The following is a 12,926-nucleotide window of genomic DNA, read 5'->3' as shown; positions in this document are numbered from 1 at the left end:
GGTGTCTTTTTGTTTGCCAACTGTTTTATAATAGAGGAATCAGCCTATAGAAGTAAATGCTGAAAAAGCTTTTTATACATAAAATTATTCATATGGAGGGCCTGCAATGGCGAATGCGATAAAGACATCCATGGCAGGGAACCCGGTCTATCCGGTAATGTTCGCGATCGGCGCATGCCATTTGCTGAACGATTCCCTGCAAGCGGTAATTCCTGCGATGTTTCCAATTTTGGAAGCAGAAATGGGGTTGACCTTTACACAACTTGGCCTGATCGCCTTTGCACTTAATATGGTGGCCTCCGTGCTGCAGCCGGTTATCGGTTATATCAGTGATAAAAAACCGATGCCCTACGCTTTGCCGATCGGCATGACGAGTTCATTCCTGGGAATTGCGGGCATCGCCTTTGCGCCGGAATATTGGATGATTGTCGTATCCGTTATTTTTCTCGGTTTTGGCTCAGCCGTATTCCATCCGGAAGGCTCGCGGGTTTCCTATATGGCCGCCGGCTCCAAAAGAGGCTTGTCCCAGTCGATCTACCAGGTGGGTGGCAATTCCGGTCAGGCGCTGGCACCACTCATCAGTGCGTTCATTCTGGTGCCTCTTGGCCAGACAGGAGCCGCATTATTTCTGTTTGTTGCGGCTCTCGGTATTTTCATCCTGACGAAAATTTCACGTTGGTATAAAGAAGTATTGGAACAGGAAAAGCTGCAGAAGGTTAAGAAAACGCTCCTGTCCTCGCTGCCGGAAATGACAAAGAAGCAGGTAGGAATCGCTTTGACTTTATTGCTGGTCATTATTTTTGCGCGTTCTTTTTATGTCACCAACATCACCAGCTTTTATATTTTTCATTTGATGGAGTCTTACAGACTGACAATTCAGCAGGGGCAGCTTTATATTTTCCTGTTTCTCGGTGTAGGTGCGGCGGGTACCTTCTTCGGGGGCCCCATGGCTGACAAGCTGGGACGGAAAAACGTTATCGTGCTGTCGCTCGTCGTGCCAATTCCGTTGGCGCTGCTGCTGCCTTATATGCCCCTGTTTGCACTCCTGATTATGCTCGCATTAACCGGCTTTTTCATAATGCTGAGTTTTTCCGTTACAGTTGTGTACGCGCAGGAACTCGTGCCAAGCAAGATTGGCACGATGGCGGGGCTGACCGTCGGCCTGGCATTTGGCATGGGCGCAATCGGAGGAGTTGTGATCGGCATCCTGATGGATTACATCGGGGTATATGACACGATGATTGTCGTTTCGTTCCTGCCGCTGCTCGGACTGGTCGGACTCGGCCTGCCGAAAGACCGCAAAATTACTGCAGCTTAAAACGGGAAAGGTGGAAGGTCAATGGAGAGAAAAACTGAATTGCCGGAAGTGCCTGAGGAATTTTTCACTGAACGGCTGAAGCTGCGCATGCCAAAACCGGGAGACGGCAAGGTGGTCAATGCCGCTATCAAAGACTCGATGAATGAATTAAAACCATGGCTCCCTTTCGTGCAGGAGGACCCAACGCCAAAGGATACCGAAATTAACACGCTTGAATCCCATATTCTATTTTTGAAACGTGAAAATCTCAGATACCTGATATTTGATAAAGAAACAAATGAATTTATTGGCTCCACAGGATTCCATGATATTGAATGGGCTATTCCGAAAATGGAAATCGGCTATTGGATCAGCACGGTACATAGCGGCAAAGGCTATATGGCCGAAGCGGTAAGTGCCTTGACTGATCTGGCAATAAACGGATTTGGTTGCCGGCGGGTTGAAATTCGCTGCGATGCGGCAAATGAAAAAAGTCGGGCAGTTGCCGAAAGTCTGGGCTATGTTTTGGAAGGTATTTTACATAATGATGAATTATCCGTTGACGGAAATCGGCTGGTGGATACAAGTATATACGCCAAATGCCAATAACAGCACCATGATAGGAGTAAGTTGATCATGAAGAAGACAGAAGACAAAGTCGGGTTAAAACCTTTCATTTCGCTCATATTGTCATTGAAAATCCCAAAGGCCGCGTTGATATTCGGCCTGCTTGCAAGTTTGATCACCACATTGGTCGGCCTGGTTGTTCCATTATTAACCAGAGATCTGGTGGATGGTTTTTCTGTCGAGTCCCTGAGCGTTCCTTTAATCATCGGGATCGTTGCAGCATTTATTCTCCAGGCCATCATCAATGGCGTTTCAATTTACCTGCTCAGTAAAGTCGGGCAGCAGATCGTCGCCGGGTTGCGCGATAAAATGTGGATTCACCTGATCCGTTTGCGTGTCGGCTATTTTGATCAGCACGCAAGCGGTGAGACGGTCAGCCGTGTTGTCAGTGATACAGGTGTTGTCAGGAATCTCATCACCGACCATTTTCCGAATTTCATTACCGGCATCGTATCCATTATCGGTGCTGTCACCATTCTTCTTATTCTGGACTGGAAAATGACGCTGATCATGCTGCTGGCGGTGCCTGTCACCGTGTTGATCATGTTCCCCCTCGGGAGGCGAATGGCCAAAATTTCGCGGACACTGCAGGATGAGACCGCTGTATTTACAGGAAATGTCCAGCAGACAATAAGCGAAATCCGCCTGATGAAATCATCCACTGCCGAGATGGAGGAAGAGCAAAAAGGATTGGGTGGCATCCAGCAATTATTCAGGACCGGAATGAGAGAAGCGAAAATCTATGCAATCATTGCTCCGCTTATGTATGTGGTGATGATGGCGGTCATCGTCACGATCATCGGCTACGGTGGTATCCGGGTAGCGGAAGGCACCATGTCCACGGGCTCGCTTGTGGCGTTTCTTCTATATTTATTCCAGATCATTATGCCTGTAACCACTTTTGCAATGTTCTTCACGGAACTTCAAAAAGCGAAAGGGGCGACGGAGCGGATCATCGGAATTCTGGATTTGCCGCTTGAGGAAGGGCAGCAGGGAAAAGACATGGATATTGCAGGCAAAGCACTGGAAGTTTCGGACGTGAGCTTTTCCTATGAAACGGGTGAGCCGGTCCTCCAGGATGTAAGCTTTGAAGCGCAGCCGGGCGAAATGATCGCGTTCGCCGGACCGAGTGGGGGAGGGAAAACCACAGTTTTCGGCTTGCTCGAACGTTTCTACGAACCGCAGCAAGGTCAAATTCTGATAGGCGGTGTGCCGATCCAGGAGTTGTCGATGGAATCCTGGCGCGACCAGATCGGTTATGTGTCCCAGGAATCGGCCATGATGGGCGGCACCGTCCGCGCCAATCTGACTTACGGGTTGGCTGGAACTGCCGAGATACCGGATGAGCAATTGTGGAAAGTTGCACGAATGGCTTATGCCGAAGACTTTATCCGCGACTTGCCGGATGGACTGGATACGCAAGTGGGGGAGCGCGGCGTTAAATTATCGGGCGGACAAAGGCAGCGCATTGCCATTGCGCGTGCTTTCCTGCGTGACCCGAAAATACTCATGATGGACGAAGCTACCGCAAGTCTCGACAGCCAATCGGAAGGGATTGTCCAGCAGGCGTTGAGCCGACTCATGGAAGGGCGCACCACACTCGTCATCGCCCACCGTCTATCCACCATTGTCGATGCCGATAAAATTGTCTTTATTGAAAAAGGCCGTGTTACCGGAATGGGCACGCACAGGGAATTGATCGGTTCCCACTCCCTTTACAGTAAATTTGCCGAACAGCAATTAACATGAATCAGGTGCTTGACCTTGACGTTGCGTAAAGGTGTAAAGTGGATTTATCAGGAGGTGAGGAGATGGAATATACCGTTCAGAAACTGGCGAAACTGGCAGGGGTCAGTACGAGGACACTTCGTTATTATGACGAAATCGGATTGTTGGAACCGGCAAGAAAAAGTTCGTCGGGGTATCGGATATATGGCAGGGAAGAAGTCGATAAACTGCAGCAGATTCTTTTTTACCGGGAACTCGGACTCGATTTGGACAGCATCAAAAGGATCGTTGCCGATCCAGCATTTGACGGACCCGGAGCACTCCGGATGCACCGGGAAAAACTCCTCGCAAAGCGTGCGCAGCTGGATCTCCTGATTAATAATGTGGAATCCACCATTTCCGCAGCAGAAGGGAAGAGTATAATGGCTGACAGTGAAAAATTCAAAGGCTTCAAACAGAAACTGGTCGAGGACAATGAACAGCAATACGGAGAAGAGGTTCGCGGGAAATACGGCGATGACATTGCAGACAAATCGAATGCGAAAATGCTCAATATGAGTGAAGAGAAATATGCCGAATTCCAATTGCTTGAGCAGGAAGTGCTGAAGGTTTTGGCCAAAGCTCAAGAAACTGGGGATCCGGCCGGTGAACTTGCCCAAAAAGCAGCAGACCTCCATAAGCAATGGCTCGCTTTCACCTGGCCCTCCTACAGTAAAGAGGCACATGCGGGGCTGGCGCAAATGTATGTCGACGATGACCGCTTTGCCGCTTATTATGATAAGGCCGGTAAAGGCGGGGCACAATTCCTGCGGGATGCGATATTTGTGTACACAGGCAGTGAACCGGATCATTCGGTTGAAAAATGAAAAACTGAAAATATTTCCAGCCACGAACTTCCTGTTCGTGGCTTTTCTTATAGAAAGGAGTAAGCTTCTTGGAGAATAGCGTTTCAGAAACTGCTGACAGGGAAAAGTTGATAAAGAGAAATTTCATTTCAGTAGGTTTTTCTTCATCTTTACTGACCAGTTGTACGGGATAAAAAGGAGGCCGTCATCAATGTCTGATTCCAATCTTCCAGTTAAAATCATGAGTTTTAATATTTCTTCAGGATTGAGATTGGATGGCCGCCTCGACTTGGAACTGACAGCCTCTGTCATCGAAGAAGCGGATGTTGATATTGCCGGGCTCCAGGAAGTGGATCAGAACTTTTCGGAGCGCAGCGATTTTGTCGATCAGATCAAATGGCTGGCCAACCGCCTCAATATGCATGCTGCTTTTGGACCGAACGTGACCGCCAATGCGACAGGAGAGCGAAATCAGGAGCAGGCTTATGGAAATGCAATATTAAGCCGGCATCCGATCCAAAGCTACCGTAACCACCAATTGAAGAAATTGGAGTCGGAGAAAGAAAGTGAACAACGGGGACTGCTGGAAGCTATTATCGAAATAGAGGGGATACCAATTGCATTTTTCACTACCCACCTTTCATTGAAAGAAAAGCAACTTGCCCATAACGTCGAGGAATTGCTGGAAATCATCAGGCAAGAAGAGATGCCTGCCATATTGACAGGCGATTTTAATGCGAATCCCGATAATCCGCATATGCTGAGAATAGCAGATGAACTCAATAATGTTTTTGGAACGACTGCATTGCATCCTATAACTTATAAAAAACAAGGTGATCATGGGAAAAGAATAGACTTTATCTTTAGCAGTGAACATTGGCGGGTGTTGAGTGCTGACAAGATTGAAACGGAAGCATCTGACCACAGACCGATTTTTGCTTTGCTGCAGCTGGATCCCGAAGCTTAACAATTCTTTACAAACCTTTACATGGCTGATACAGTATTTCCTTCAGTCACTTGCTATACTGAAATCAATTAAACCTTAGTTTTGAAAAAGCTGTTCGACAGCAAAGGAGCGCAAAGCATGAAAAACAGTAAACCGCCGATTGTAAAGGTCTTGTCGTTTAATATCGCCCATGGTTTAGGTATGGATGGAATTATGAACCTTGAAAGGACGGCCACTATCATTGAAGATTCCTGCGCCTCCATCATCGGATTACAGGAAGTCGACCGTTTCTTCGGGGAACGGAGTCAGTTTATGGATCAGGTGGAATGGCTGGGAGAAAGGCTGGGTATGTATACTGCTTATGGTGCCAATATCGATCATGCGGCAGAACAGGCCGGTCAGCCGAATTGCCAATACGGCAACGCAATTTTAAGTAAATATCCGATAACGTACAGCAAGAATCACCATATGACACCGGTGCAGCAATGGTACGGCAATGATGAACAGCGTGGTGTCCTCGAAGCTGTTATCGAAGTCGATGATATCGCCATCAGCGTTTACAACGCACACCTTTCACTGAAAGATGAAGAACTGAAGTTGAGTGTAAAAGAGATTTTGGCATTAACGGCAGGGAGTAAATTTCCCTGTATCGTACTTGGCGATTTTAACGCTCCGCCGTTCTATGCTCCGATTCGCGAGATGAACCGATACTTCACAGATGCTTTTTTGAAAATGAAGCAAGGTGACGCTTATACATACCCGTCACCTTATTCCTACAAAACGTCGGACGTGGATTTAAAGCCTGTGACCCGCATCGATTACATTTTCTTTGGTCCTGAGATGGAAGTCGTGCAAACTGCGACAATCTCTACCGATGTATCTGACCACTTGCCAATCGTGGCCGACCTGGTACTTGCAAGAACAAAGCAGATCCAGCCAAGCAAGCAGAAAACTTCAAAAGCGAAAGCGTAATTGGATATAGAAAAGAAAGGGAGAGCCGATTGGGCTCTCCCTTTCTTGAGTTTGTTGAGAAAGTGAAAATGAAAGCCGATATTCCGCAAAACAGCTTCGCTTGCCGAAAACCGTGCTCCTGTCTCTGCATCGCTACGCTAGCTTCGAGACATGAAAAACCGTTGCATCGCTGCGCTAGCTTCGTCGCATAGAGTCGGCCGAACTACCTTCGGCCAACTCTTGGCTCGCGCTGAGCTAACTCGGTCTCGTTCCACTTCGCCCGAGTGGATCTCAGCACTTCGTCGGCATTCGCCTGCTCCCCTGGGCGTCTGCGCTGTTTTGCTCCATATCTCAGATCTTTTTCTATAGAGGAATAGACGTTTAATTGTGTTGCATGTGAGAAAGTGGACACTTGCATTATCAGCTCAGAACAGAATGAAGCGGCAGGCGGCGACTCCATCGGGAACCAGAGCTAGTCCTGAGACCTCGCAGTGAGCGAAGCGAGCGAGGAGGCTCAGGCAGCTCCCCGAGGAAAGCGTCCGCCTAGAGCGAAATGATTGGAGAAGTTGTCGGCTTCTCGACAGCCATAAGAAAGGGAGAGCCACTTGGGCTCTCCCTTTCTTATTATCCATAAATCGTTTGGCCTGATGCTTTTTCCCGGCGGCATAAATTGACGAGCAGGTAGACAAGAGGCGTGTCCGCAGCTGCCACAACCAGCTTGAACAAGTATTGCGTGAGCACCATTCCGAGCAGGGCACTCATAGGCATAACGCCGTAGAAAGCGATGAATATAAAGATGGTGGTATCTGTTAACTGGCTGACCATGGTGGATGCATTATTGCGCAGCCACAGCTTCGAATCACCGTGTTTTTCTTTCAGTTTATGGAAAATGGTAACGTCCAGGTTCTGGCTGATGAAATAGGCCACAAGACTGGCGAGCGTGACGCGGAAGCCTGCTGAGAGTATCGACTCGAACGACGACTGATCGCCAAAAAACGGAGCTGCAGGAAGATGGATGGCGAAAAAGATGAATGCCAGTGCTGCAAGTTGGGTGATGAATCCGGCGAAGACAGTTTTACGTGCCGCTTCTTTGCCATATACCTCGGCAATCGTGTCTGTGATGGGAAAAGTGAAGACATAGACGATCACTGCTGCAGGCAGCACCATCCATTCCCCGATACTGAATAATTTTACTGCCAGGATATTGGATAGGATCAACAAGCCGACAAATGCACCGTTTAAATAAAGCAACATAAAATTTTCCTCCTTAGCGATTGGTGATCGTCTCGGGATTCATGTCGTGATTTATCATCCGGTACGATGCCATTTCTTCGTATTTTGTTCCTGGTTTGCCGTGATTCGTATAAGGGTCGATCGATAATCCGCCGCGCGGAGTAAATTTCCCCCACACCTCGATATAGCGGGGATCAAGCAACTCGATCAGGTCATTCATGATAATGTTGACCACGTCTTCATGAAAATCTCCGTGGTTTCGGAAACTGAAGAAATACAATTTCAGCGATTTGCTTTCGACCAATTTCTTATCGGGAATAAAGCTCAGGTAAATCGTTGCAAAATCCGGCTGGCCGGTCTGCGGGCAAAGGGACGTGAATTCCGGATTATTGAATTTCACGAAATAATCGCGTGTATGCATATTATCGATTGCTTCAAGTACTTCCGGTGCATATTCATATTTATATTTGGTTTCTTGATTGCCAAGCAAAGTTAGGTGGTCCAATGTATCTTCGTCTCTTCCTGCCATTAAAAAAAGCCTCCTCGAATTCAGTTTCGGAAGAGGCTATAAAAAACGGACAAAAGAAAAAGCCAAATCGCATGTGGATTTGGCTGAGTTTCAACAATCCATAGTTTTTTATAGAGGGTGAAATGCTATGAACCTCTCCCGTTGCCGGGTTATTTAATTTCCTTATACATCGTATAAGAACCGAGGTTCGCTGTCAATCACCTTTTTTGTTAAAATGACGGTAAACAACAAGGAGGCAGATTGCAATGGGACATGATCATGATAGTTTTGAGCACGTAAGAAGCGGCAATAAAAAGGCGTTGGTCTGGGCGCTGCTCATTACGGTTTCAATCATGTTCCTGGAGTTTTTCGGCGGCCTGTTCACCAACAGTCTCGCGTTAATTGCCGACAGCGGACATATGCTGTCGGATGCCGCAGCCCTTTTTCTCAGTCTGGGAGCCATTTGGTTTGCTGGAAGAGCCGCTTCACGGAATAAGACTTATGGCTATTACCGCTTTGAAATCATCGCGGCTTTTTTTAACGGTATCACCCTTTTCGTAATGGCCGGTTTCATCGTATACGAAGCATTCGAACGCTTTTATGATCCTCCGGAGGTAAGAGGCGGGTGGATGCTGGCGATTGCTGCGATCGGGCTACTGGCCAATATTTTAAGTGCCTGGGTGATCAGCAGAAGAGCGGATATCCACGGCAACCTGAATATGAAAAGTGCGTATCTGCATGTAATTGGGGATGCTCTGGGATCAGTCGGTGCAATCATTGCCGGTTTGCTCATCCTGTTTTTTGACTGGACAATCGCCGATCCACTTATTTCTGTGCTGGTGGCATTATTGATTTTAAGGAGTGCCTGGAGCGTGTTGCAAAACAGCATCCACATTTTGATGGAAGGAACACCAGTCACCATCAATGTGACAGAAGTTAAAGGGATGTTATTGGCCATTGATGGCGTCCGGGACGTTCACGATCTCCACATCTGGACCATAACGTCCGGAATGGATTTGCTGACATGCCACCTCGATATCGATGAGCGGTCCGAAGAGCAGTTGGTATTAAAGGAAGCGGTGGAAATGATCAGCGAGCGCTGCAAAATTGAACATACAACTATCCAAATCGAAAAACCGGATTTTAAGCATCATGACCTTAAAGTATGACCTTACGTCACTTTTTGGTGAATGACTTGATTACATGACCGTCTGGCTGTGGCGGTACTTGATAATATTTTCCGGTGACTGACGGATTTTCATGACGTCACTTATGATAAAACGGCTTTTTGGCATAGTCGGCATACGTGCCATATCGTAACTCAAATCCTGTTCAGGAACCTTATAACTAATATTTTCTGTCAGGTATTTAAAGAACGATTGCATTACCATAACCGTCATCCACTCGCCGGCGCAGCGGTGCCCGGCGTGATGGTGGCCGCCGCCTTGTGGAACAAAGGCGAAGGGGCTGCCTTTCCAATCTGCAAAGCGCTCAGGAATAAATTCATCCGCATTGTCCCAAAGGTCAGGATGGCGATTGGTGCCGAACAGATCAAGAACCACAAGCATTCCTTCTTTGACATGGTAGCCGTGCCAAACAAAATCGCGGTTCGCTTTTGCTGCCATCGCCGGTGCGAACGGATAATAACGGCGTACTTCCTGTGCGAACAGCTTGCTGAAATTATTTTCATCGGCCTGCAGCTTCGCCTTCATTTCCGGATATTCGTGGATTGCCAGAGCTCCGAAAACGATCAGGTAAGCTGCCGCGATAATCGGTCTGTAGGCATTGTTCAAATCGACGGCTGCCACCTCGAGGTCCAGAAATTTGCCTTCTGGTGTTTTCTGCATCGCTACGATATAAGCTGGGGTGTAAGATGGCGGGGAATAAACACGCTCCCGAATGTCAGTGATGATGCCCTTCAACCAGGCCTCGTGGCTTTTGCGTGCTTCCGCCCCTTCTTTAAAGCGTGTCAGCGAGCCGCCGAAAGAGTCCACCATAGCGACCAGTTCCTGCGTTCGCTGCTTCACTTCGCTTTCTTTCAGCGGAAGTCCGGCCCAATTCATAACAGAGCGCGCCAGAACTTCTTCAATTTCGTCGAGCAGAAGGACTTGCTCCATCCCTTCCCATTCGGAAGCTTTGCGGTCAAGCTCTTCAATTGCGAGACGTTTCATATCTTCCAGTCTTTCAGGGGTCATCATTGAAAGGAACATCCGCTTTTGATGATGGTGGTCTTCACCATCGCGGCCATGGATTCCGCCTTCGCCCAAAAGGGTCTTCTTCAAAGGCTTGGGCGCCGCACCTTTTCGTTTAAAATATTTATTGTCATAAAACACCGCCGCCGCTTCTTCTCCGGCTATACAAAGCGATTTTTTTCCTAATAAACGAGTTTCAAAAATATCGGATTGTAGCTCTTTCCTGCGGCTTGGCAGAAAGTCGAAACCTTCATTGATCAAAGACAGGGTGCTGTCGAGCTCTTTTGTTTTCGGAATCGGTTTTTTCACTCTCATGTATTTCTATTCCTCCCTCAATATGATCCTAATGGCGGCGAATGGTTCAAAATTCACGTTGAAATCATTTATAAAAGGCATACCCTTCTGTTCTTCATCTAAACGCGGGCAAGGTCGGGTGATGGCTGTGAAGTGAAGTCGGCGATAATGTGTTATAAGATGTAAAATATATGTAAATCATTTATTTTTAGAAGGCGGTGGGTAAGATCAGTTATCCGATGAATCCTGAATTGACAACAGAAACGATTGAATGGATAGAAGAGATTTTGGGTAAACGGGTTAATAGGGACAGGATCCAAAAACTGCTGGGCGGTACGTCGTCTCTAGTGTTCGAAATTCCTTTTGAACAGGAAAGCTTCCAAGAGAACGTTATCTTGCGTCTTTTCCATAAAAAAGATTGGCTGGAAATGGAACCGGATCTGGCGAAGCATGAAAGCGAAAGCCTGCAGCAGGCGGCACAATCAAAAATTCCGTCTCCCACCCTTATAGCTTATGACGAAACCGGAGAAAGATGTGGAATGCCGGCAGTACTGATGACAAAACTGCCGGGCAAAACCATTTTACAACCGGCTAATATGGAGTCATGGCTGACAGGGATGGCCGCTGCGCTGGTGAAGATCCATCAGCAAAAAGCTGAAAATCTCAATTATGAGTACTTTTCCTACAACGATGCGTTGAGGTTGGAAAAGCCTCTATGGTCAAAATTTCCGAATGACTGGATGCGTGCTTTTTTTATAGTGGCTGGAGTAAGGCCGCAATCAGCTTATTGTTTTATTCACCGGGATTACCACCCAGGTAATATTCTATGGCAAGATGATGAATTAACCGGAGTTGTTGACTGGGTCAATGCCTGCCGGGGTCCAGCAGGAGTCGATATCGGCCATTGCCGTGTCAATCTCGCTCAATTGTTTGGTGTCTCAACAGCAGATGAATTCCTGGAAGCATATATCAGCCAGGCAGGTGAAGACTTCCAATACGATTCATATTGGGACCTGTTGGCTTTGGCAGATACGCTCGACGGCTTGCCTAAAGTTTACGTGGGTTGGAGTGAACTCGGCATGAAAGGTTTGTCGGATGAACTGATTCGCCATCGGCTGGATGAATATTTACTGAGTTTGCTGGAACGCTTTGACAATTGATTGGACAGGTTTGATTTCCCTCAATTAGGAAATATACAGAACAAGTAGTTTTTTGAGGAGGAATCACGATGACAGACCAACAGATGAAACAATTGAAGAAACAATTGACTGACCAATTAGAAACGCTTGAAGATCGTGTAGAACATACAGAAGAATTTGAAAGAACAGAGCTTTCAAATTATGATAATCATCCGGCAGATAATGCCACCGATCTTTTTGATCAGGAGAGGGGCATGGCATTGACACAGTTTAAGGAAGAAGAAATAGACGACATTAAAGCTGCGCTGGCAGCAATGGAAGAAGGAACTTATGGGAAATGTGCTGTTTGCGGTAAAGAGATACCTTTTGAACGAATGGAAGCTCTCCCGACTGCGTTAACGTGCATTGACCATGCAGATCATGAATTGGACATGGAGAGCCGCCCTGTCGAAGAGGATGTATTACAGGGGGCAACTGGCCAGCCGGTTGAAAAAGAGGATGGAAGAATTCGTGATTTTAATGACAGCTTTGAAGATGTGGAAGACTTTGGATCTTCTGACGGCCCCCAGGACCAGCCTGGTGATGACGAAAAAATGAAAGATTTCTACGATGGTGAAAAGGAGAACGACAAAGAATAGGAAATGCCCCGGTATAATTATGCCGGGGCATTCCCTTTTGTATGATTAAAGGGTATTGTTTAGTTTATCAGGAAGAAATGCACGATATTTCCCGGGAAATAAAACAAGGTGGGATGCTGTATGAACAAATTGGAAGAAGAGATTTATGAGTTGGAACATCAACATATTTCATCGGATGTGCGTATATCAGGTGCAAAACTGGCTCAAGTGCTGGACGATGAGTTTTATGAATTCGGCAGCAGCGGGGGAGTGATATTGCGGTCGGAGCTTGATGGGGATCGTCCACTGGCACCGGACGATATGGTGCTAAGCGGTTTCAAAATGCATGTGTTGGGGGACGAGGCGGTTCTTACAACCTACCGGATCGAAAATAGAACAACCGGCCGCAATACGAATCGCAGCTCTGTATGGAAAAAGCGCCCGACAGGCTGGAAGTTGTTTTTTCATCAAGGAACTATAGCGGAACGGTAGGGTTTAAGAAAAATGAGAAAGGATATTAATAGAGTCAAGACGTTTTGCAGAGGAGGA

13 protein-coding genes and 1 riboswitch are annotated in these 12,926 nt (G+C 47.1%); of the genes, 10 read left to right on the top strand and 3 right to left on the bottom strand.

The window, feature by feature from the left end; all coding sequences use genetic code 11:
* Positions 1 to 106: 106 nt before the first annotated feature.
* The 6 genes from ACFQ1X_RS15030 to ACFQ1X_RS15005 all read left to right on the top strand — a co-directional run bounded on the left by ACFQ1X_RS15030 (position 107) and on the right by ACFQ1X_RS15005 (position 6,415).
* A complete protein-coding gene (locus ACFQ1X_RS15030; protein WP_144839515.1) occupies positions 107 to 1,318 on the top strand; it encodes an MFS transporter in 1,212 nt (403 codons plus the stop codon).
* Positions 1,319 to 1,339: 21 nt separating this feature from the next.
* Positions 1,340 to 1,906, top strand: coding sequence for a GNAT family N-acetyltransferase (locus tag ACFQ1X_RS15025; RefSeq protein ID WP_144839513.1), 567 nt, complete (start codon positions 1,340 to 1,342; stop codon positions 1,904 to 1,906).
* 27 nt (positions 1,907 to 1,933) lie between these two features.
* Positions 1,934 to 3,673 carry an ABC transporter ATP-binding protein gene (locus tag ACFQ1X_RS15020; RefSeq protein ID WP_144839511.1) on the top strand — a complete coding sequence of 580 codons (1,740 nt, stop codon included), beginning with the start codon at positions 1,934 to 1,936 and terminating at the stop codon, positions 3,671 to 3,673.
* 62 nt (positions 3,674 to 3,735) lie between these two features.
* Entirely contained in the window at positions 3,736 to 4,518 is a 783-nt protein-coding gene (locus ACFQ1X_RS15015; protein WP_144839509.1) for a MerR family transcriptional regulator, read from the top strand.
* A gap of 190 nt (positions 4,519 to 4,708) precedes the next feature.
* Entirely contained in the window at positions 4,709 to 5,464 is a 756-nt protein-coding gene (locus tag ACFQ1X_RS15010; RefSeq protein ID WP_144839507.1) for an endonuclease/exonuclease/phosphatase family protein, read from the top strand.
* A gap of 117 nt (positions 5,465 to 5,581) precedes the next feature.
* Entirely contained in the window at positions 5,582 to 6,415 is an 834-nt protein-coding gene (locus ACFQ1X_RS15005; protein ID WP_144839505.1) for an endonuclease/exonuclease/phosphatase family protein, read from the top strand.
* Between the two features lie 603 nt (positions 6,416 to 7,018).
* Here the strand turns inward: ACFQ1X_RS15005 and ACFQ1X_RS15000 are convergent.
* Entirely contained in the window at positions 7,019 to 7,648 is a 630-nt protein-coding gene (locus tag ACFQ1X_RS15000) for a queuosine precursor transporter (protein ID WP_144839503.1), read from the bottom strand.
* A gap of 13 nt (positions 7,649 to 7,661) precedes the next feature.
* Positions 7,662 to 8,156 (bottom strand): preQ(1) synthase, encoded by a 495-nt coding sequence (queF, locus tag ACFQ1X_RS14995; protein WP_144839501.1) that lies wholly within the window; start codon positions 8,154 to 8,156, stop codon positions 7,662 to 7,664.
* 94 nt (positions 8,157 to 8,250) lie between these two features.
* A riboswitch (PreQ1 riboswitch) is annotated at positions 8,251 to 8,298 on the bottom strand.
* A gap of 103 nt (positions 8,299 to 8,401) precedes the next feature.
* Between queF and ACFQ1X_RS14990 the strand changes: the two genes are divergently transcribed.
* Positions 8,402 to 9,304: a cation diffusion facilitator family transporter gene (locus tag ACFQ1X_RS14990; protein ID WP_144839499.1), complete on the top strand. Its 903-nt coding sequence runs from the start codon at positions 8,402 to 8,404 to the stop codon at positions 9,302 to 9,304.
* A gap of 30 nt (positions 9,305 to 9,334) precedes the next feature.
* Here the strand turns inward: ACFQ1X_RS14990 and ACFQ1X_RS14985 are convergent, their stop codons facing one another.
* Complete coding sequence (locus ACFQ1X_RS14985; protein ID WP_144839497.1) at positions 9,335 to 10,642, bottom strand: cytochrome P450; 1,308 nt, start codon at positions 10,640 to 10,642, stop codon at positions 9,335 to 9,337.
* Positions 10,643 to 10,839: 197 nt separating this feature from the next.
* On the opposite strand from ACFQ1X_RS14985, the gene ACFQ1X_RS14980 reads away from it, so the two are divergent.
* The 3 genes from ACFQ1X_RS14980 (at position 10,840) to ACFQ1X_RS14970 (ending at position 12,869) form a co-directional block, all read left to right on the top strand.
* A complete protein-coding gene (locus ACFQ1X_RS14980; protein ID WP_379083260.1) occupies positions 10,840 to 11,781 on the top strand; it encodes a phosphotransferase family protein in 942 nt (313 codons plus the stop codon).
* A 68-nt stretch (positions 11,782 to 11,849) separates the two neighbouring features.
* Positions 11,850 to 12,398: a TraR/DksA C4-type zinc finger protein gene (locus ACFQ1X_RS14975; protein ID WP_144839496.1), complete on the top strand. Its 549-nt coding sequence runs from the start codon at positions 11,850 to 11,852 to the stop codon at positions 12,396 to 12,398.
* A 120-nt stretch (positions 12,399 to 12,518) separates the two neighbouring features.
* Positions 12,519 to 12,869 (top strand): nuclear transport factor 2 family protein, encoded by a 351-nt coding sequence (locus ACFQ1X_RS14970; RefSeq protein ID WP_144839494.1) that lies wholly within the window; start codon positions 12,519 to 12,521, stop codon positions 12,867 to 12,869.
* The last annotated feature ends 57 nt before the right edge of the window (positions 12,870 to 12,926 follow it).

Origin of the sequence: Metaplanococcus flavidus, from assembly GCF_042675885.1 — a bacterium.
Lineage (GTDB): Bacteria > Bacillota > Bacilli > Bacillales_A > Planococcaceae > Planococcus > Planococcus flavidus.
Note: the sequence above shows the minus strand (reverse complement) of the source record. Positions and strands in the feature narration are given on the sequence as shown.